General features: G+C 69.3%; 18 protein-coding genes. 5 read left to right on the plus strand and 13 right to left on the minus strand.

The features are described 5' to 3' along the window. Positions 1-2: 2 nt before the first annotated feature. The 11 genes from nuoK to ABD358_RS21870 are packed head-to-tail and all read right to left on the minus strand — an operon-like array spanning position 3 to position 10,967. A complete protein-coding gene (gene nuoK / locus ABD358_RS21820) occupies positions 3-302 on the minus strand; it encodes an NADH-quinone oxidoreductase subunit NuoK (RefSeq protein ID WP_344632793.1) in 300 nt (99 codons plus the stop codon). Further along, on the minus strand, positions 299-1,216 hold the full coding sequence (locus tag ABD358_RS21825) for an NADH-quinone oxidoreductase subunit J (RefSeq protein WP_344632794.1): 918 nt from the start codon (positions 1,214-1,216) through the stop codon (positions 299-301). Before ABD358_RS21825 ends, nuoK begins: the two co-directional genes overlap by 4 nt. Then, positions 1,213-1,848: an NADH-quinone oxidoreductase subunit NuoI gene (gene nuoI, locus ABD358_RS21830; protein WP_344632795.1), complete on the minus strand. Its 636-nt coding sequence runs from the start codon at positions 1,846-1,848 to the stop codon at positions 1,213-1,215. The genes ABD358_RS21825 and nuoI overlap by 4 nt, the downstream gene beginning before the upstream one ends. Continuing rightward, positions 1,841-3,241, minus strand: coding sequence for an NADH-quinone oxidoreductase subunit NuoH (gene nuoH / locus ABD358_RS21835; protein ID WP_344632796.1), 1,401 nt, complete (start codon positions 3,239-3,241; stop codon positions 1,841-1,843). The genes nuoI and nuoH overlap by 8 nt, the downstream gene beginning before the upstream one ends. Continuing rightward, positions 3,241-5,790 carry an NADH-quinone oxidoreductase subunit G gene (locus ABD358_RS21840; protein ID WP_344632797.1) on the minus strand — a complete coding sequence of 850 codons (2,550 nt, stop codon included), beginning with the start codon at positions 5,788-5,790 and terminating at the stop codon, positions 3,241-3,243. The genes nuoH and ABD358_RS21840 overlap by 1 nt, the downstream gene beginning before the upstream one ends. Then, entirely contained in the window at positions 5,787-7,127 is a 1,341-nt protein-coding gene (nuoF, locus tag ABD358_RS21845; RefSeq protein WP_344632798.1) for an NADH-quinone oxidoreductase subunit NuoF, read from the minus strand. The genes ABD358_RS21840 and nuoF overlap by 4 nt, the downstream gene beginning before the upstream one ends. Then, positions 7,127-7,984: an NADH-quinone oxidoreductase subunit NuoE gene (nuoE, locus tag ABD358_RS21850; RefSeq protein ID WP_425576383.1), complete on the minus strand. Its 858-nt coding sequence runs from the start codon at positions 7,982-7,984 to the stop codon at positions 7,127-7,129. Before nuoE ends, nuoF begins: the two co-directional genes overlap by 1 nt. Beyond that, the gene (locus ABD358_RS21855) at positions 7,981-9,330 is read right to left on the minus strand and encodes an NADH-quinone oxidoreductase subunit D (RefSeq protein ID WP_344632799.1); all 1,350 of its coding nucleotides are present in this window, start codon (positions 9,328-9,330) and stop codon (positions 7,981-7,983) included. Before ABD358_RS21855 ends, nuoE begins: the two co-directional genes overlap by 4 nt. Next, a complete protein-coding gene (locus ABD358_RS21860; RefSeq protein WP_344632800.1) occupies positions 9,330-10,046 on the minus strand; it encodes an NADH-quinone oxidoreductase subunit C in 717 nt (238 codons plus the stop codon). The genes ABD358_RS21855 and ABD358_RS21860 overlap by 1 nt, the downstream gene beginning before the upstream one ends. After that, entirely contained in the window at positions 10,043-10,597 is a 555-nt protein-coding gene (locus ABD358_RS21865) for a NuoB/complex I 20 kDa subunit family protein (protein ID WP_344319907.1), read from the minus strand. Before ABD358_RS21865 ends, ABD358_RS21860 begins: the two co-directional genes overlap by 4 nt. A 10-nt stretch (positions 10,598-10,607) precedes the next feature. Beyond that, positions 10,608-10,967: an NADH-quinone oxidoreductase subunit A gene (locus tag ABD358_RS21870; RefSeq protein WP_344632801.1), complete on the minus strand. Its 360-nt coding sequence runs from the start codon at positions 10,965-10,967 to the stop codon at positions 10,608-10,610. A gap of 725 nt (positions 10,968-11,692) precedes the next feature. On the opposite strand from ABD358_RS21870, the gene ABD358_RS21875 reads away from it, so the two are divergent. Together ABD358_RS21875 and ABD358_RS21880 are read left to right on the plus strand one after the other, a co-directional pair. After that, entirely contained in the window at positions 11,693-12,505 is an 813-nt protein-coding gene (locus ABD358_RS21875) for a C40 family peptidase (protein WP_344632802.1), read from the plus strand. A 283-nt stretch (positions 12,506-12,788) separates the two neighbouring features. Continuing rightward, the gene (locus tag ABD358_RS21880) at positions 12,789-13,568 is read left to right on the plus strand and encodes a sulfite exporter TauE/SafE family protein (RefSeq protein ID WP_344632803.1); all 780 of its coding nucleotides are present in this window, start codon (positions 12,789-12,791) and stop codon (positions 13,566-13,568) included. A 57-nt stretch (positions 13,569-13,625) separates the two neighbouring features. Here the strand turns inward: ABD358_RS21880 and ABD358_RS21885 are convergent, their stop codons facing one another. Beyond that, positions 13,626-14,945: a geranylgeranyl reductase family protein gene (locus ABD358_RS21885; protein ID WP_344632804.1), complete on the minus strand. Its 1,320-nt coding sequence runs from the start codon at positions 14,943-14,945 to the stop codon at positions 13,626-13,628. Positions 14,946-15,086: 141 nt separating this feature from the next. After that, positions 15,087-15,779 carry a demethylmenaquinone methyltransferase gene (locus ABD358_RS21890; RefSeq protein WP_344632805.1) on the minus strand — a complete coding sequence of 231 codons (693 nt, stop codon included), beginning with the start codon at positions 15,777-15,779 and terminating at the stop codon, positions 15,087-15,089. 274 nt (positions 15,780-16,053) lie between these two features. On the opposite strand from ABD358_RS21890, the gene ABD358_RS21895 reads away from it, so the two are divergent. The 3 genes from ABD358_RS21895 (at position 16,054) to ABD358_RS21905 (ending at position 19,523) form a co-directional block, all read left to right on the plus strand. Then, positions 16,054-16,494, plus strand: a complete 441-nt coding sequence (locus ABD358_RS21895) for a WXG100 family type VII secretion target (protein ID WP_344632806.1) — start codon at positions 16,054-16,056, stop codon at positions 16,492-16,494. Continuing rightward, positions 16,491-18,758 (plus strand): PPE domain-containing protein, encoded by a 2,268-nt coding sequence (locus tag ABD358_RS21900; RefSeq protein WP_344632807.1) that lies wholly within the window; start codon positions 16,491-16,493, stop codon positions 18,756-18,758. Before ABD358_RS21895 ends, ABD358_RS21900 begins: the two co-directional genes overlap by 4 nt. Before the next feature lie 114 nt (positions 18,759-18,872). Further along, entirely contained in the window at positions 18,873-19,523 is a 651-nt protein-coding gene (locus tag ABD358_RS21905; protein ID WP_344632808.1) for a hypothetical protein, read from the plus strand. Positions 19,524-19,622 lie beyond the last annotated feature (99 nt).

Raw genomic sequence — 19,622 nt, forward strand, 5'->3', positions numbered from 1 at the left:
CCTTACAGCTTCATCAGACTGGCGTCGTCGACCGAGGCCGAGTGGCGGGAGCGGAAGATCGTCACGATGATCGCCAGACCGACCACGACCTCGGCGGCGGCGACGACCATCGTGAAGAACGCGATGATCTGGCCGTCGAGGTTGCCGTGCATCCGGGAGAAGGTGACGAGCGCGAGGTTGGCCGCGTTCAGCATCAGCTCGACGCTCATGAACACGACGATCGCGTTCCGCCGCAGCAGTACCCCCGAGGCCCCGATGGTGAACAGCAGGGCGGCCAGGAAGAGGTAGTTGACCGGGTTCACTTGGCGGCCTCCCTGTCACGGTCCCCGGCACGGCCGCCGCCCGTGTCCGGTGCGTCGTCGGAGATGTCGTCCCGGACGTCCGCCGCGCTCCGCACGGCACGCGGCACCGTCCCCTTCCGCCCCAGGTACTCCCCGGTCCGCCGCTCCAGCGCCGCCAGGTCGGCCAGGGCCTCGCGGGAGACGTCCCGCACCTGGCCGCGCTCGCGCAGGGTGGCGTTGACGGTGAGTTCGGAGGGAGTGCCGTCGGGCAGCAGGCCGGGGATGTCCACGGCGTTGTGCCGGGCGTACACGCCGGGCGCGGGCAGCGGCGGCAGGTGCTTGCCCTCGCGGACTCGCTGCTCGGCCAGTTCCCGCTGGGTCTTCCGGCGCTCGGTGCGCTCGCGGTGGGTGAGCACCATGGCGGCGACGGCCGCGGTGACCAGCAGCGCGCCGGTGATCTCGAAGGCGAACACGTAGTCCGTGAACAGCGCCCGGGCCAGGCCCTGGACGTTGCCGCCGGCGTTGGCCGCGCCGAGGCCGGCGAAGCTCTCGACGGAGGCGCTGCCGATCCCGGCGATCAGCAGGATGCCGAAGCCGAGGCCGCACAGGGCCACCAGCCAGCGCTGGCCCCTGATCGTCTCCTTCAGCGAGTCGGCGGCGGTGACGCCGACGAGCATCAGCACGAACAGGAAGAGCATCATGACCGCGCCCGTGTAGACGACGATCTGGACGATGCCCAGGAAGTACGCGCCGTTGGCCAGGTAGAAGACGGCCAGGACGATCATGGTCCCGGCGAGGCAGAGCGCCGAGTGCACCGACCGCTTCATCAGGACGGTGCCGAGCGCGCCGAGCACCGCGACGGTGCCCAGGATCCAGAACTGGACCGCCTCGCCGGTGGAGGTCGAGGTCGCCGCGAGGAGGGTGGTGGCGGTCACTTCCCGCTCACCGCCTCGGAGGCCGGTTCCCCGGGACCGAAGGTGCTGGAGGCCTCCTGCGGCGCCGCGCCCCCGGAGCCCTCCTGGTCCTTGGAGCGGGCCTCCTGCCGGACCGTGCCGGGGGCCGCCCCGGTGACCATGCCGCGGTAGTAGTCCTGCTCGGTCGTGCCCGGGTACATCGCGTGCGGGGTGTCGACCATGCCGTCCTGCAGCCCCACGAGCAGCTCCTCCTTGGTGTAGATGAGCGACTCGCGGGACCGGTCGGCCAGTTCGTACTCGTTGGTCATGGTCAGCGCCCGGGTGGGGCACGCCTCGACGCACAGGCCGCACAGGATGCAGCGCAGGTAGTTGATCTGGTAGACGCGGCCGTAGCGCTCGCCCGGCGAGTAGCGCTCCTCGTCGGTGTTGTCGGCGCCCTCCACGTAGATCGCGTCCGCCGGGCAGGCCCAGGCGCACAGCTCGCAGCCGACGCACTTCTCCAGCCCGTCCGGGTGGCGGTTGAGCTGGTGCCGGCCGTGGAAGCGCGGCGCGGTGGGCTTCTTCTGCTCGGGGTACTGCTCGGTGAGCCGCTTCTTGAACATGGCCTTGAAGGTCACGCCGAAGCCGGCCACCGGGTTGTCGAACTCAGGCATCGTCGGCCTCCCTGGCCTTGCCGGTCTCGCTGGACTCGCCGTCCGCGCCGGCCGTCACGCCCACGGTCTCCCGTTCGCGGCGCGGCCGCCTGCGCGGTACGGGCGGCAGGGTCTGTCCCGGCAGCGGAGGCACGGGGTAGCCGCCCGCCATCGGGTCGAAGGGTTCGGATCCGGCCGCCTTCACGCTCTCCTCCTCCGCGCGCTCCCTGCGTTCGCGGAAGGTGTCGTAGACGAAGGACAGCACGACCATCACCAGCGCCGCGCCGGCGACCCACAGCACGATGTCGCCGAATCCGTAGCCCTCGTTCCGCAGCGCCCGCACGGTCGCGACCAGCATCAGCCAGACCAGCGAGACGGGGATGAGGACCTTCCAGCCCAGCTTCATGAACTGGTCGTAGCGCACCCGCGGGAGCGTGCCGCGCAGCCAGACGAAGAGGAACAGCAGCAGGTTCACCTTGAGGACGAACCACAGCATCGGCCACCAGCCGTGGTTGGCGCCCTCCCAGTAGGTGCTGATCGGCGCGGGGGCGCGCCAGCCGCCCAGGAAGAGGGTGGCCGCCAGGGCCGAGACGGTGACCATGTGGACGTACTCGGCGAGCATGAACATCGCGAACTTGATCGACGAGTACTCGGTGTTGAAGCCGCCGACCAGGTCGCCCTCGGACTCGGGCATGTCGAACGGCGCCCGGTGGGCCTCGCCGACCATCGCCACCATGTAGATGAGGAACGACACCGGCAGCAGCACCGCGAACCAGGTGTCGGTCTGCGCCCCGACGATCGTCGAGGTGGACATCGACCCGGAGTAGAGGAAGACCGCGGCGAAGCTGAGGCCCATCGCCACCTCGTAGGAGATGACCTGCGCCGTCGCCCGCACACCGCCGAGCAGCGGGTAGGTGGAGCCCGACGACCAGCCGGCCAGCACCACGCCGTAGGCGGCGACGGAGCCGGTGGCGAGGATGTACAGGGCCGCCACCGGCAGGTCGGTGAGCTGGAGCGCGGTGCGGGTGCCGAAGATCGACACCTCGTTGCCGGGCGGGCCGAAGGGGATCACCGCGATGGCCATGAAGGCCGGGATCGCGCCGACGATGGGGGCCAGGATGTAGACGGCCTTGTCGGCCGCCTTGACGTTGACGTCCTCCTTGAGCATCAGCTTGATGCCGTCGGCGAGCGACTGGAGCATGCCCCAGGGGCCGTGCCGGTTGGGGCCGATCCGCAGCTGCATCCAGGCGACGACCTTGCGCTCCATCACGATGGAGATCAGCACGGTCAGCATCAGGAACGCGAAGCAGAAGACCGCCTTGAGCGCGATCAGCCACCAGGGATCGGTGCCGAACATCGACAGGTCCTCCTCGGCGAGGAGTACCGTCCCGGCGGACAGGACCGGCGAGCTCATCACGCCTCCACCCCCTTCGTCTCCTCCGTGTCCGCGACGGTCGCGGCAGTCGGGGCGGTCGCGGCGGACCCGGCGGCCGGCGACAGCCTCACGAGCCGCCCGGGCACGGTGCCCAGGTCGCGGTGGACGCCGTTCCCCACCGAGTTGACCGGCAGCCACACCACGCGGTCGGGCATCGGCGTGACCGCCAGCGGCAGGGTCACGCTCCCGGCCGGACCGGTGACGGTGAGCTCCTCGCCGTCGGCGACCCCGGCCTCGGCGGCCGTGGCGGCCGACAGCCGGGCGACGGCGGCGTGCCGGGTCCCGGCGAGCGCCTCGTCACCGTCCTGGAGCCGGCCCCGGTCGAGGAGCAGCCGGTGGCCGGCGAGCACCGCCTCCCCGGCTGCGGGACGCGGGATCTGCCGCGTGGTCTCCTCCGGGCCCGTGGCGCGCGGCCCCTGCCAGGTGCCCAGCCGCCGCATCTCGGCGCGGATCGTCCGGACGTCCGGCAGTCCCAGGTGGACGTCGAGGGCGTCGGCGAGCATGTGGAGGACGCGGGCGTCGGCGGGGACGCTGCGGCGGGTGAGCTGGTCGGGTTTGATCGCGGCCTCGAACGGCCGGTGGCGTCCCTCCCAGTTGAGGAAGGAGCCGGCCTTCTCCACCACCGCGGCGACGGGGAAGACCACGTCGGCCCGCTCGGTGACCTCGGAGGGCCGCTGCTCCAGGCTGACCACGAAGCGCGCCTCGTCCAGCGCCCGGAGGGCCAGTTCCGGGTCGGGCAGGTCGGCGACCTCGACGCCGGCGACCACCAGCGCGGCGAGTTCGCCGTTCGCGGCGGCCTCGACGATCCGGCCGGTGTCGCGGCCGTGGCGGTGCGGCAGGTCGGCGACGCCCCAGACGGCGGCGGTCTCCTCGCGGGCGCGCGGGTCGTCGATGGGGCGTCCGCCGGGCAGCAGCGTCGGGATCGCCCCGGCCTCGACGGCGCCGCGCTCGCCGGCCCGGCGCGGGATCCACACCAGGCGGGCGCCGGTGGCGGTGGCGGCCCGGACGGCGGCGGTGAAACCGCCGGGCACGGCGGCCAGCCGCTCGCCGACGACGATCACCGAGCCCTCGGCGCGCAGCGCCTCGGCGGCCTTCTGTCCCTGCTCGTCGAGCCCCACGCCGCCGGCCAGCGCGTCCAGCCACTCGGTCTCGGTGTGGGGCGCGGCGGGCAGCAGGGTGCCGCCGGCCTTCACCAGGCCGCGGGTGGCGTGGGTGGCCAGGGCGTAGGTGCGCTGTCCGTGCTTGCGGTGCGCCTTGCGCAGCCGCAGGAAGACGCCGGGGGCCTCCTCCTCGGCCTCGATGCCGACCAGCAGGACGGTCGGGGCCTTCTCCAGCGCGGTGTGGGTGACGCCCGACCCGTCGACGTCCACTCCGCGTCCGGCGACGTGGGCGGCGAGGAAGTCGGCCTCCTCGGCGCTGTGGACGCGGGCTCGGAAGTCGACGTCGTTGGTGCCGAGGGCGACCCGCGCGAACTTGGCGTACGCGTAGGCGTCCTCCACCGTCAGCCGTCCGCCGGTGAGCACCCCGGCGCGGCCGCGGGCCGCCGACAGGCCGCGGGCTGCGGCCTCCAGGGCCTCGGGCCAGCTCGCGGGCCGCAGTTCGCCGGTGCCGGGGTCGCGCACCAGCGGGTGGGTGAGCCGGTCGCGCTGCTGGGCGTAGCGGAACGCGAAGCGGCCCTTGTCGCAGATCCACTCCTCGTTGACCGCGGGGTCGTCGGCGGCCAGCCGCCGCATGACCTTCCCGCGCCGGTGGTCGGTGCGGGTGGCGCAGCCCCCGGCGCAGTGCTCGCACACGCTCGGCGAGGAGACCAGGTCGAAGGGGCGGGAGCGGAACCGGTACGCCGCCGAGGTGAGCGCGCCCACCGGGCAGATCTGGATGGTGTTGCCGGAGAAGTACGACTGGAAGGGCTCGCCCTCTCCGGTGCCGACCTGCTGGAGCGCTCCCCGCTCCACCAGTTCGATCATCGGGTCGCCCGCGATCTGGTTGGAGAAGCGGGTGCAGCGGGCGCACAGCACGCAGCGCTCGCGGTCCAGCAGCACCTGGGTGGAGATCGGCACGGGCTTGTCGTAGGTCCGCTTGCGGCCCTCGAAGCGGCTCTCGGCCTGCCCGTGGGACATGGCCTGGTTCTGCAGCGGGCACTCGCCGCCCTTGTCGCAGACCGGGCAGTCCAGCGGGTGGTTGATGAGCAGCAGCTCCATCACGCCGCGCTGGGCCTTCTCGGCCACGGGCGAGGTGAGGTGCGTCCTGACGACCATCCCGTCGGTGCAGGTGATCGTGCAGGACGCCATGGGCTTGCGCTGGCCCTCGACCTCGACGATGCACTGGCGGCAGGCGCCGGCCGGGTCCAGCAGGGGGTGGTCGCAGAAACGGGGGATCTCGATCCCGAGCAGTTCGGCGGCGCGGATGACCAGGGTGCCCTTGGGCACGCTGATCTCGATGCCGTCGATCGTCAGCGAGACCGTGTCCTCTTTCTTCTCGGGCGGCCGGGCCTCGTCCCCGGAGGCCTTGGCGTCGGTGGTGACGGTCACGCGTTCACCTCCAGGTGTGCGGTGGTGTCGTCGGCCCACAGGGTCGACTTGGCCGGGTCGAAGGGGCAGCCGCGCCCGGTGACGTGCTGTTCGTACTCCTCGCGGAAGTGCTTCAGGGAGGAGAAGATCGGGCTGGCCGCGCCGTCGCCGAGGGCGCAGAAGGACTTGCCGTTGATGTTGTCGGCGATGTCGGCGATCTTGTCGAGGTCGGCCATGGACGCCTTGCCGGCCTCGATGTCGCGCATCAGCTGGACCAGCCAGTAGGTGCCCTCGCGGCAGGGGGTGCACTTGCCGCAGGACTCGTGGGCGTAGAACTCCGTCCAGCGGGTCACCGCGCGCACCACGCAGGTGGTCTCGTCGAAGCACTGGAGCGCCTTGGTGCCGAGCATCGAGCCGGCGGCGCCGACGCCCTCGTAGTCCAGCGGGACGTCGAGGTGCTCGGCGGTGAGCAGCGGGGTCGAGGAACCGCCCGGGGTCCAGAACTTCAGCCGGTGGCCGGGGCGCATGCCGCCGCTCATGTCGAGCAGCTGGCGCAGGGTGATGCCCAGCGGCGCCTCGTACTGGCCGGGGTTGGCGACGTGGCCGCTGAGCGAGTAGAGCGTGAAGCCCGGGGACTTCTCGCTGCCCATCGAGCGGAACCACTCCTTGCCCCGGTGGATGATCGCGGGAACCGAGGCGATGGATTCGACGTTGTTCACCACGGTGGGGCACGCGTACAGGCCCGCGACGGCCGGGAAGGGGGGACGGAGCCGGGGCTGGCCGCGCCGCCCCTCGAGGGAGTCGAGGAGAGCGGTCTCCTCGCCGCAGATGTACGCGCCCGCGCCCGCGTGCACGGTGAGCTCGACGTCCAGGCCCGAGCCGAGGATGTTCTTCCCGAGGTAGCCCGCCCGGTAGGCCTCGCGCACGGCCGCGTGGAGGCGCCGCAGCACGGGGACGACCTCGCCGCGCAGGTAGACGAAGGCGTGGTTGGAGCGGATCGCGTGGCAGGCGATCACGATGCCCTCGATGAGGGCGTGGGGGTTGGCGAAGAGGAGGGGGATGTCCTTGCAGGTGCCCGGCTCGGACTCGTCGGCGTTGACCACCAGGTAGTGGGGTTTGCCGTCGCCCTGCGGGATGAACTGCCACTTCATGCCCGTGGGGAAGCCCGCGCCGCCGCGGCCGCGCAGGCCGGACTCCTTGACGTAGGCGATGACGTCGTCGGGCTTCATGGCCAGCGCCTTGCGCAGGCCCTCGTAGCCCTCGTGCGCCCGGTAGGTCTCCAGCGTCCAGGACGTGGGGTCGTCCCAGAAGGCCGAGAGCACCGGTGACAGCAGCTTCTCCGGCGATTCGGCGGCCATCACTCACCCTCCTTCGTCACCGGTCCGGTCGGGTTGTCGGGGTCGGAGGCGGCGGTCTTCCGCGGGGCGTCGTGGGAGCTGGGGTGCGGGTCGGGCGCCTCGCCGGTGGGGGTGGTGGGCCGGCCGGCCGAGGCGGGCGCCTCCCCGCCGCGCGGCGGGACGACCTTCGGTCCCGGCGTCTCGCCCTTGGCGAGCCTCAGCCCGGCCAGCGAGGCGGGCCCGGCGCTGCCGCTCGCCTCCACGGCTCCGGGGCGCTCGTCGGGGAAGCCGGCGAGGATGCGCGCGGTCTCCTTGAAGGTGCACAGCGGGGCGCCGCGGGTGGGCCGCACCTCGCGTCCGGCGCGGAGGTCGTCGACGAGCCGCTTGGCGCTCTCGGGCGTCTGGTTGTCGAAGAACTCCCAGTTGACCATCACCACGGGCGCGTAGTCGCAGGCCGCGTTGCACTCGATGTGTTCGAGGGTGACCTTGCCGTCCCCGGTGGTCTCCTGGTTGCCGACGCCGAGGTGCTCCTGGAGCGCCTCGAAGATGGCGTCGCCGCCCATCACCGCGCACAGGGTGTTGGTGCACACCCCCACCTGGTAGTCGCCCGACGGCTTGCGCCGGTACATGGTGTAGAAGGTGGCGACCGCGTTGACCTCGGCCGTGGTCAGGCCGAGCATCTCGGCGCAGAAGCGCATTCCGGTGGGCGTGACGTGCCCCTCCTCGGACTGCACCAGGTGGAGCATCGGCAGCAGCGCGGAGCGGCTGCCGGGATAGCGGGCGATGATCTCCTTCGCGTCCGCCTCCAGCCGGGCGCGGACCTCGGCCGGGTAGTCGGGGGCGGGGAGCTGGGGCATCCCGAGCGATACCTCTGTCACCGGTCGACGCCTCCCATCACGGGGTCGATGGACGCGACGGCGACGATGACGTCGGCGACCTGGCCGCCCTCGCACATCGCCGCCATGGTCTGCAGGTTGGTGAAGGACGGGTCGCGGAAGTGGACCCGGTACGGCCGTGTCCCGCCGTCGCTGACCACGTGCACGCCCAGCTCGCCCTTGGCGGACTCCACGGCGGCGTACGCCTGGCCGGGCGGTACCCGGAAGCCCTCGGTCACCAGCTTGAAGTGGTGGATCAGGGCCTCCATCGAGGTGCCCATGATCTTCTTGATGTGGTCCAGGGAGTTGCCCAGCCCGTCCGGGCCGATCGCGAGCTGCGCGGGCCAGGCGATCTTCTTGTCGTCCACCATCACCGGGCCGGGCTCCGCCAGCCGGTCCAGGCACTGTTCGACGATCCTCAGCGACTGGTGCATCTCCTCCAGCCGGATCAGGAAGCGGCCGTAGGAGTCGCAGGTGTCGGCGGTGGCGACCTCGAAGTCGTAGGTCTCGTATCCGCAGTACGGCTGGGCCTTGCGCAGGTCGTGCGGGAGGCCGGTGGAGCGCAGGATGGGCCCGGTGGCGCCCAGCGCCATGCAGCCGGCCAGGTCCAGGTAGCCGATGTCCTTCAGGCGGGCCTGGAAGACGGGGTTGCCGGTGGCGAGCTTGTCGTACTCCGGCAGGTTCTTCCGCATCTTCTTGACGAACTCGCGGACCTGGTCGATCGCGCCGGCCGGGAGGTCCTGGACGAGGCCGCCGGGGCGGATGTAGGCGTGGTTCATCCGCAGGCCGGTGATCAGCTCGAAGAGGTCCAGGACCATCTCGCGGTCCCGGAAGCCGTAGATCATGATCGTGGTGGAGCCCAGTTCCATGCCGCCGGTGGCGATGGCCACCAGGTGGGAGGAGATCCGGTTGAGCTCCATCAGCATCACGCGGATGACGCTGGCCCGGTCCGGGACCCGGTCCTCGATGCCCAGCAGCTTCTCCACCGCCAGGCAGTACGCCGTCTCGTTGAAGAACGGCGTCAGGTAGTCCATGCGCGTGACGAAGGTCGTGCCCTGCGTCCACGTCCGGTACTCGAGGTTCTTCTCGATGCCGGTGTGGAGGTAGCCGATGCCGCAGCGGGCCTCGGTGACCGTCTCGCCGTCGATCTCCAGGATGAGCCGGAGCACGCCGTGCGTGGACGGGTGCTGCGGCCCCATGTTGACGATGATCTTCTCGTCGTCGCCCCTGGCGGCCGCGGCGGCGATCTCGTCCCAGTCCCCGCCGGTGACGGTGTAGACGGTGCCCTCGGTGGTCTCGCGGGCACTGGCGGACGCGGTGGCGTGCGGGGTTGCGTGCGAGGTGCTCATCAGCTGTACGACCTCCGCTGGTCGGGAGCCGGGATCTGGGCGCCCTTGTACTCGACGGGGATGCCGCCGAGGGGGTAGTCCTTGCGCTGCGGGAAGCCCTGCCAGTCGTCGGGCATCATGATCCGCGTGAGCGCGGGGTGGCCGTCGAAGATCAGGCCGAAGAAGTCGTAGGTCTCGCGCTCGTGCCAGTCGTTGGTCGGGTACACCGAGACGATCGACGGGATGTGCGGGTCGCTGTCGGGCGCGGCGACCTCCAGCCGGATGAGCCGGTTGTGGGTGATCGAGCGCAGGTGGTAGACGGCGTGCAGTTCGCGTCCCTTGTCTCCGGGGAAGTGGACGCCGCTGACGCCGGTGCACATCTCGAACCGCAGCGCGGGGTCGTCGCGGAGGATGCGGGCCACGGCCGGGAGGTGCTCGCGGGCGATGTGGAAGGTGATCTCGCCGCGGTCCACGACCGTCTTCTCGATCACGTTCCCGGGCACCAGCCCCTCTTCCTCGAGCGCGCCCTCCAGCTCGTCGGCCACCTCGTCGAACCAGCCGCCGTAGGGGCGGCTCGACGCGCCCGGCAGCCGCACGGTGCGCACCAGTCCGCCGTAGCCGGAGGTGTCGCCGCCCTCCTTGGCGCCGAACATGCCCCGGCGGACGTCGATCACCTCGCCGGAGTCCTCGCGCGGCGCGGGGACGGCGCCGTTGCCGCCTGTCTGTCCGTCGCTCATCGGAGCAGCCCCTTCATCTCGATCGTCGGAAGCGCCTTCAGCGCCGCCTCCTCCGCCTCGCGCGCGGCCTGCTCGCGGTTGACCCCGAGCTTCTCCTCCTGGATCTTCCGGTGGAGCTTGAGGATCGCGTCCAGCAGCATCTCGGGGCGCGGGGGGCAGCCGGGCAGGTAGATGTCGACGGGCACGATGTGGTCGACGCCCTGCACGATCGCGTAGTTGTTGAACATCCCGCCGGAGGAGGCGCAGACGCCCATGGAGATGACCCACTTGGGGTTCGGCATCTGGTCGTAGACCTGCCTCAGCACGGGCGCCATCTTCTGGCTGACCCGCCCGGCCACGATCATCAGGTCGGCCTGGCGGGGGGAGCCGCGGAAGACCTCCATGCCGAAGCGTGCGAGGTCGTAGCGGCCGGCTCCGGTGGTCATCATCTCGATGGCGCAGCAGGCGAGACCGAACGTGGCCGGGAAGACCGAGGACTTGCGGACCCAGCCCGCTGCCTTCTCGACGGTGGTCAGCAGGAAGCCGCTCGGCAGTTTCTCTTCGATACCCATGTGTACGCCCCTAGTCCCATTCCAGGCCGCCGCGCCGCCAGACGTAGGCGTAGGCGACGAAGACGGTGAGCACGAAGAGCAGCATCTCCACGAGCCCGAACAGCCCCAGGGCGTCGAAGGTGACGGCCCAGGGGTAGAGGAAGACGATCTCGATGTCGAAGACGATGAAGAGCATCGCCGTCAGGTAGTACTTGATCGGAAAGCGCCCGCCGCCCGCGGCATGCGGGGTGGGCTCGATGCCGCACTCGTACGCCTCGAGCTTGGCCCTGTTGTAGCGCTTGGGGCCGACGATCGAGGCCATCACCACGGAGAAGACCGCGAAGCCTGCCCCGAGGGCTCCCAGTACGAGGATGGGCGTGTAGACGTTCACCGCTCCTCGCTCCTTCCAGTCGACGACGCTGTCGGCGGGCCGCTGCGGGCCGTTTCCGGACCGGTGTGCCGTTCGCGAAGATCGCGCACATGTGAGGCAGTTCACAAGCCCGATTCGACTGCATCCTATGCCCGTCACTCTGTGATCTGCGACACGGGGTGCGGCAACGACTTTGTGATCTTCACCACCTGACGAAGGATCATGAAGGCGGATGGAGGGCGATCTTCACACGCGAAGCGGCCAGCCGATCACCACACGTGACATTCCACCGCGTCGTCGCTGGTCGGAGGCGTTCTGCAATATCAAATGGTGACCACTACACGCAAATTTGCGCTGGACGCGTTCACTTGTTAAAGGCGCACTCCGCTCCGGGGCACCCGCCGGAATCGCCCCCGGCGGGCCGCCGGACGCCTCTGCGGACGCCCCCGCCGGGCCGCCGGGCCCGGCGAGATCGTGAAACCGTGCTCAACCTGTGACCTTCGCCACGGCGACCGCCTCCGCGGAACCGCGGCTTTGCACCGGGAGGACCCCGCGTGCTAGCTCCGGAGAGCGAAATGGATCAATCGGACAATGTCATGGTCACAGCCCTCTAGCGGGGCAATGATCGGCTTCCGGAAGAGGCCGCAGGAGTGCGTGGCAAGACCTCAACCGGACGCGTACACGGCGAGTGTGGCGCAACACACCTTTGTTGAACGGAACCCGCGGCGACTGGTAGCCGTGGTGTCATGTCCCAGACCGCCCACATACGCAGCCACCGGAAACCCCGCCGTGCGAGCAGGAACCCCCTGCTGCGGACGGGCGTTGCCGGTGGCGTCCTCAGCACCCTCGCGGTGACCGCCGCGGCGGCTCCCTCCTCCGCCCAGGAGAAGCAGCCGGCCGCCGACACCGTGGAGATGCCCACGATCACCTCCGACCTGGCGGCCGGAACCCAGCAGGCCGTCGACGCGACGCAGGCGATCGCGGTCCGGTACGAGGCGGAGGCCGCGCGCACCCAGGCCGCCGAGAAGGCCATCGACCAGGCCGCCGAGCGCGCCAAGGCCGAGAAGGAGGCGAAGCGGAAGGCCGCGGAGGCCGCCGCACGGGAACGCGCCGAGCGCGCCGCCCGGGAACGCGCCACCCGCGACGCCCAGCGCACCACCCTCACCACCACCGCCACCGCGGAGACCCCCGCCCCGACCGGCGGCGGCAACGTGGCGACCCTCATCGGCTTCCTCCGCGCGCAGGTCGGCAAGTCCTACGTCATGGGCGCCACCGGCCCCAGCGCCTACGACTGCTCGGGCCTCACCCAGGCCGCCTTCCGGCAGATCGGCATCAGCCTGCCCCGGACCTCCCAGAGCCAGTCCACGGCGGGCACCCAGGTCTCCCTGAGCAACCTCCAGCCCGGCGACATCCTCTACTGGGGCGGCGCGGGCAGCGCCTACCACGTCGGCGTCTACATCGGGAACGGCCGCTTCGTCGGCGCCCAGAACCCCTCCACCGGCGTCGTCGAGCGGTCCCTCGACTACGACCCGCCGACCGGCGCGGTCCGCGTCCTCTGATCACCCGGCCACCGCCGGGCCGTCGTCCCCTCCCCCCGGCGGGAGGGGACGACGGCCCGGCACAGGTGCGTCCCGCGGCACGTCCACACCACGGAACTCCCTGGTGAGCGGGTGTCCGGATAGCGGAGACTGCTCCCCATGACGACATCCGCGCGGCCTCGTGCCGACCTCCCCGCTCCTCCCCTCCCCCTCCTGCCACCCGGCACCGCCCGCCCCGGCGCGCCGATACCCCCCGCCGGCCGGGTGCCGGACGCGTACGGCCGCGGCAGGAGCGTTCGGACCGGTGCATGACCTGACCCTCACCACGGCGGTGCTGCTGTGCGTCGCCGCCGCGCTGGCGGGCTGGGTGGACGCGGTGGTCGGCGGCGGCGGGCTGCTCCAGGTGCCCGCGCTGCTGATCGCCTTCCCGCAGCTCGCCCCCGTGTACGCGCTCGGCACCAACAAGGCCGTCAGCGTCGTCGGCACCTCGGCGGCGGCGGTGACGTACGCCCGCAAGGCGCCCGTCGACGTGCGGCTCGCCGCCCGGCTCGGCGGGGTGGCGGCCCTGGCGGCGGTCGGCGGCGCCTTCTTCGCGGCCGGGGTGGACAGCGCCGTCCTGCGCCCCCTGATCATGGTGCTGCTGCTGGCGGTGGCGGCCTTCGTCGTCCTGCGGCCCCAGTTCGGGCAGAAGCCGGGCGGCGGCGCGGTCACCCGGCGACGGGTGGTCACGGCGATCGTGGTCGTCGGCGCCGGCATCGGCTTCTACGACGGGCTGCTCGGCCCGGGCACCGGGACCTTCCTGGTGATAGGCCTGGTCGCCCTGCTCTCGATGGACATGGTGACGGCGTCGGCGACCGCCAAGGTCGTCAACGTCGGCACGAACCTGGGCGCGCTCGCGATGTTCGCCTGGCAGGGGACGGTGCTGTGGGCCCTCGCGCCGTTCATGGCGCTGTTCAACCTGGCGGGCGGCACCCTGGGCGCCCGCATGGCCCTCAAGCGCGGCAGCGGCTTCGTGCGGATCGTGATGCTCGTCGTCGTGGTCGCGCTCGTCGGCAAGCTCGCGCACGACCAGTGGGGCGGCTGACCCGCCCCTCCCCCGGCTCCCGGGCCGGTGCGCGGCGCGCACCGGCCCGGGACCGGTTCAGGCCCTCGGGGCCACCTTCGTCAGCCCGTTGATGATGCGGTCCATCGCGTCGCCGCCCGTCGGGTCCGTCAGGTTGGCCAGCAGCTTCAGCGTGAAACGCATCAGCAGCGGATGCGTCAGACCGCGCTCGGCGGCCAGCTTCATGATCTTCGGGTTGCCGATCAGCTTCACGAACGCCCGGCCCAGCGTGTAGTAGCCGCCGTAGGTGTCCTTGAGGATCCGCGGGTAGCGGCGCAGCACCAGCTCCCGCTGCGCCGGGGTCTGCCGGGCGTGCGCCTGGACGACGACGTCGGCCGCGATCTGCCCGGACTCCATGGCGTACGCGATGCCCTCGCCGTTGAACGGGTTGACCATGCCGCCCGCGTCGCCGACCAGCAGCAGGCCCCGCGTGTAGTGCGGCTGCCGGTTGAACGCCATCGGCAGGGCCGCGCCGCGGATCGGACCCGTCATGTTCTCCGGGGTGTAGCCCCACTCCTCGGGCATCGAGGCGCACCACGCCTTGAGGATCTCGCGCCAGTCCAGCTCCTTGAACGACGACGAGGTGTTGAGCACGCCCAGTCCGACGTTGGAGGTGCCGTCGCCCATCCCGAAGATCCAGCCGTAGCCGGGCAGCAGCCGGTCCTCCGGGCCGCGCCGGTCCCACAGCTCCAGCCAGGACTCCAGGTAGTCGTCGTCGTGCCGGGGCGAGGTGAAGTACGTCCGCACGGCCACGCCCATCGGCCGGTCGTCGCGCCGGTGCAGGCCCATCGCCACCGACAGCCTCGTGGAGTTGCCGTCGGCCGCGATCACCAGCGGCGCGTGGAAGGAGACCGGCTTCTTCTCCTCGCCGAGCTTCGCCTCGACGCCGGTGATCCGCCCCGTCCGCTCGTCGATGATCGGGGCGCCGACGTTGCACCGCTCGTACAGCCGCGCCCCGGCCTTCTCGGCCTGCCGGGCCAGCTGCTCGTCGAAGTCGTCGCGCTTGCGGACCAGTCCGTAGTCCGGGAAGCTCGCCAGCTCCGGCCAGTCGAGCTGGAGGCGGGTGCCGCCGGCGATGATCCGCAGGCCCTTGTTCCGCAGCCAGCCCGCCTCCTCGGAGACGTCGATGCCCATCGCGACGAGCTGCTTGACCGCGCGCGGCGTCAGTCCGTCGCCGCAGACCTTCTCCCGGGGGAAGGCCGTCTTCTCCAGCAGCAGGACGTCCAGCCCGGAGCGGGCCAGGTGGTAGGCGGTGGTGGATCCGGCGGGACCGGCCCCGACCACGATCACGTCGGCGCTGTGCTCGGAGACTGCCTTCGCGGAGGATTTCGAGGGGGACTTCGAGGAGGACTCGGCCACGACGGACTCCCGCGGGTCTCGGTGTTCAACGTGCCGGTCGCGCCGGGCACTGGACGTGTGCAGTCTAGGGGGACCGTCCGACCGCCCGTCCGGAAGGGACGCCCCCGCCGTCCGCCCCTCCCGGCCCGTCAGGAACCGCCCCTACGCGGCGAATCCCCGGTGGAGGGCGACGATCCCGCCCGTCAGGTTCCGCCAGGCCACCCTCGTCCAGCCCGCGTCCTGGAGCCGGCGGGCCAGGGCGGGCTGGTCCGGCCAGGCGCGGATGGACTCGGCGAGGTAGACGTACGCGTCCGGGTTGCTGGACACCGCGGTCGCCAGCGGCGGCAGGGCCCGCATCAGGTACTCGGTGTAGACGGTGCGGAACGGCGCCCAGGTGGGGTGGCTGAACTCGCAGATCACCACCCGCCCGCCGGGCTTGGTCACCCGCAGCATCTCGCGCAGCGCCGCGTCGGTGTCGTGGACGTTCCGCAGCCCGAAGGAGATGGTGACGGCGTCGAAGACGTCGTCCGCGAACGGCAGCCGCGTCGCGTCGCCGGCCGTGAACGGCATCCACGGCTCGCGCTTCTTCCCCTCGCGCAGCATCCCGAGGGAGAAGTCGCACGGCACGGTGTACGCCCCGGCGCTCGCGAACGGCACCGACGACGTCCCCGTCCCGGCCGCCAGGTCGAGCACCCGCTCCCCCGGCCTCGCGTCCACGGCCCGGGTGACCGCCCGCCGCCACACCCGGTCCTGGCCGAGGGAGAGCACGTCGTTGGTGAGGTCGTACCGGGCCGCCACCTTGTCGAACATCGCGGCGACTTCACGGGGCTGCTTGTCCAGGGATGCGCGCGTCACGCGGCCATTGTGGCAGGGACGGCCTCCGCCCCTTTGGGCCGCCCCGGCGGGGGACGCCGGGGACGACCGCGGCCCGCGTTCCGTGAGCGACCGCCGCGTCCGGCCCGCGCCGGGCCCCGCGGTGTTCACCGCGGCGCGAGGCGGCACCTCCCGGCCCGGTGGCCGCGCGCCCCACCGGTGGCTCGAAAGAGACGGTGCACCACACCTCCTGCGTCAACTCTTTGGTCTCCGGACGCCGGACCGGTTACACAGAGAGTCCGGAAGTGTCGGCGCTGTGATCACAGGGGGAGCCGTGTCGTTCGACGAGGAGTGGGCCCAACTCGTGGCCAAGGCCACGCAGGAGCGGGAGACCCGCATGAGCCTCAACGGGCACGGCGGGGGTGGTTCCGGAAAGAAGCTCCGTGTCACCCCCGGCGAACTCACCGAGCGCGCCGGCAGAACCGACGCCATCCGAGGCGACTTCGCCAAGGCGGACAACGCCGCGATGAAGGAGACGGAACAGATCGCCGACGGGTTGAAGGGCTTCAAGTCCGCCGCCGCGTTCGCCACCTTTCAGGAGCGCTGGCGCGAACAGATGAAGTACCTCCAGAACTTGCTGGACAACGGTGTCGCAAAGCCGCTGCGCTCGGCGGCCAGTGAACTCCAACGCGAGGACAGCGACCAGGCCAAGGTGATCGACGGGCTGAAGCAGGACGAGAAGGACGAGAAGAAGTGACACTGAGCTACGACGCCGTCAAGGACGCCGACCTCTCGCCGCTGTCCGAGGCGGTCGCCAAGTGGAAGAACCTCCCGGGCCAGTTCGACACCATCTCCACTTCCTTCAAGTCCGAGGTGTCCAAGTCCCTGCGCAACTCCGACTGGGAGGGGGAAGCGGCGGAGGCGGCCTTCAAGAAGTTCGATCAGGTCGAGAAGCAGATGGACAACGCCTCGGAGGAGGCCAAGGACGTCCATCGGCTGCTCGACAGCGCACTGGAAAGCTTCCGTTCCGCCCAGAAACGGATCCGCGACGTCGCCGCGGAGGTCGCCGAGGACCGGAACCTGAAGCTCTCCCCCGCCGGGCTGGTGTACCTCGACCCGGATGACAAGAAGGAGCCGAATCGGCTCGCCGTCCTCAAACAGTCCTACGAGGACGTGATCCGGGGCTACAACGACCGGATCAAGACCGCCCTCGCCGACGCCACCGAGGCCGACACCGCACTGCACTGGGCACTGTCCCAGGACCCCAACGGGCGCTCCCCCGGCTTCCATCCGGACATGTTCAACAGCATCGGGGACGCCCAGAAGGGACGTCGCGAGGCCCGCAAGGACGCCGACGCTCTCGTCGAACTCGCCTCGCTCGGACGGGACATGACCGACGAGCAGCTCGTGCAGTTCAACCGGCTGCTCAGGAAGCACGAGGGCGACCCCTACTTCGCCGAGCGATTCGCCACCAAGGTCGGCCCTGAAGGGGTCCTGCGGTTCTGGCAGAGCGTCGCCGATCAACGGCAACACTCCGACGACGAGGCCAGGAAGACCCTGGCGAAGATCCAGAAGTCCCTCTCCCACACACTCGCCGCCGCCACCCACTCGCAGAGCGACGCCATGCGGGAGTGGAAGAAGGAGATGGTCAAGCTCGGTGACGAGCGCATCTACTTCACTCACTCGGGCGCAGCGGCGATGACCCCGAGCCAAGGGTCTTACGGCTTCTCAATCATGAGCAGCCTGATGCGGCACGGCGAATTCGAGACCGAGTTCCTGAAGGACTACGGAACCGAACTCTACTACTTCGAGAAAGAACACGAAGGAGATCTCAAAGAACTCTGGTATCTCGGTGAACACAAAGCACGCCTCAGCTTTGGTTCCGACTCGGGGAACGATCCCATGGCCGGCTACATGGAGGCCCTGGGACACAATCCAGAGGCCGCCAAGGTGATGTTCGAATCTGTGCCATGGGCAATAGAACCCAGCCCTGAAGGTAACCTCAGCCCTTTTCTCGACTATTTGATGCGCGAACGTGATTGGATCCAGGACTCAACCACCGGCGAAAAGCCAAACAAAGGGTACGGTTACGAAGAACTGGGGCATGCTCTGGAGGCTGCTGCTCTCGGCGTTCCCTATGACCGCCCTGATCTCGGCCTGAACCGTGATGACGCGACAGCGAACGTCATGAGCCAAGTTGTCACTGTGGTCAGCGACGATGTGGACTACGCCGCTGACCGGCCTGGTATCGGAAGCAGTCTGGCAAGGATGGGGGCCGGCTACATGGATGACCTGGCCTGGGCTGTATCGGACTTCGGGAGCGCCGAGTACAACGAGAACACTCGGGGAGCAGCTTTCCGACACAAGGAGGGTCCCGGCCACTTCGATGTCGACGCAGATGTAGCAGCAAAATTCCTCGCTTCGGTGGGAAGACAAGAAGGAAGCTACGAGATTCTCGCGGCGGCTCAGCAAGAATACACCGCATCCCTGATGAGAGTACATCCCGAACCAGACAGCGAAGCAAAGATCATCGTTGAAACAGGAGCCAAATTCAACGGAATTATTGATGGCGCACGGTCTCTCGACATTCAGAATGAATACAACGAAGAAAAGGAGGAGAAAGAGCGCAAGTTGACTGAAGCGGCAGAGTGGGAAAAATTTGCATTGGGTCAGGGGATTGGAATCGGCGTAGGCATCCTGACTCTACCCTTTGGAGGGGGAGCTGCCACCCTGGCGACTTTCGCGGTTCCTGCAGTCATTGAAGGAGTGGCAAGTGCCACAGAAACGCAGTACGAGATTTCCCTCAACCGGCAATTGGAAGAGCGAATGAAGGAGTTCGAGAAGGAGAACGACATCGACCCAACCGAGTTCTACAACCGCGGAAAGATCAGGTCCGTGGACCCGCTTGACGCTTTTGTCAATGCCCACGGGATTCCAGAGGATGACCCTTGGCTGAATAATCTGAACCTCGAGAGCCTGTACGACAGCGGACGCAACGACATCGCCCCGCTATTCGAGTGAAGAGGATCAATACCCTGAGCAGGAAATAAAACTCCAGAAAGAAAGCCACAATAACATATCCGCGATCCTGACACGAAATCGACATCCGGCACCTTGGGAACTGAAAACTTTTCCATGAAAATAAACAAGCCATCCATAAATTCCGTCCTGCTTGCCGGGCTCGCCATACTGACTGCATCTGCCTGCTTCAACAATACCGAAGGTGAAAAAATTGCTGCGGAATCGGTATGTGGAGGACTTTCGAAAGTGGCCGCTTCTGCCGTCGAAAAAGTGACGGCGTCAAAATCATTCAAAAAAGAATCCAGTGCAGACTTGAAGGCATTCGCCGCCCAGGCATCAAGCACACTGAGAGGGGCCGGAAAAGAAGAATCCCAGGTGTTCTGTCGAATCAATCCCGCGGAAGGAGACGATCCTCCGACTCCACGAATCTCTTTCGAGCCCTACGACCGAAAGGAGGTTCCTCCCGATAGGAAAACAAAAGTGGTCGGCGAGATGTATTTTCCATTCTCTCTGCAAGCGCTGTCAACATACACTTACGCCGATATCTACTTTGAGTGCCGTCCGCTTGGAACCAGAGAGGAAGGGAAAGCTCCCCCCGTGATACACGGAAGATTCTCCTACGGCCACCGGCTTGTCGGAGGCAAGGGCGGTCTGGACTCGATCACATTGAACATGGACATCCTCCAGCACGTGGCGCGCAATGTCGCCGGACACCTGGGGTGCGAGAACCACGGGGACATACCAAAGCGCGACAAGCCCTGGTGAGGTCAAGCCCGGCGGTGGAGCAGGCGGCCGGCGAGGACCGTGGCCAGGCAGAGGCCGTCGGTCTCGTCGTGGACGGCGAAGTCCGCGCGGGCGCCCGGA

Source organism: Streptomyces glaucosporus, assembly GCF_039533345.1.
Lineage (GTDB): Bacteria > Actinomycetota > Actinomycetes > Streptomycetales > Streptomycetaceae > Streptomyces > Streptomyces glaucosporus.

Excerpts from the sequence above, each read along its gene's own strand:
- ABD358_RS21875 (WP_344632802.1), top strand. The coding sequence starts at position 11,693 with ATGTCCCAGACCGCCCACATACGCAGCCACCGGAAACCCCGCCGTGCG.
- nuoH (WP_344632796.1), bottom strand. The coding sequence starts at position 3,241 with ATGAGCTCGCCGGTCCTGTCCGCCGGGACGGTACTCCTCGCCGAGGAG.
- ABD358_RS21865 (WP_344319907.1), bottom strand. The coding sequence starts at position 10,597 with ATGGGTATCGAAGAGAAACTGCCGAGCGGCTTCCTGCTGACCACCGTC.
- ABD358_RS21905 (WP_344632808.1), top strand. The coding sequence starts at position 18,873 with ATGAAAATAAACAAGCCATCCATAAATTCCGTCCTGCTTGCCGGGCTC.
- ABD358_RS21860 (WP_344632800.1), bottom strand. The coding sequence starts at position 10,046 with ATGAGCGACGGACAGACAGGCGGCAACGGCGCCGTCCCCGCGCCGCGC.
- ABD358_RS21855 (WP_344632799.1), bottom strand. The coding sequence starts at position 9,330 with ATGAGCACCTCGCACGCAACCCCGCACGCCACCGCGTCCGCCAGTGCC.
- nuoF (WP_344632798.1), bottom strand. The coding sequence starts at position 7,127 with ATGGCCGCCGAATCGCCGGAGAAGCTGCTGTCACCGGTGCTCTCGGCC.
- nuoI (WP_344632795.1), bottom strand. The coding sequence starts at position 1,848 with ATGCCTGAGTTCGACAACCCGGTGGCCGGCTTCGGCGTGACCTTCAAG.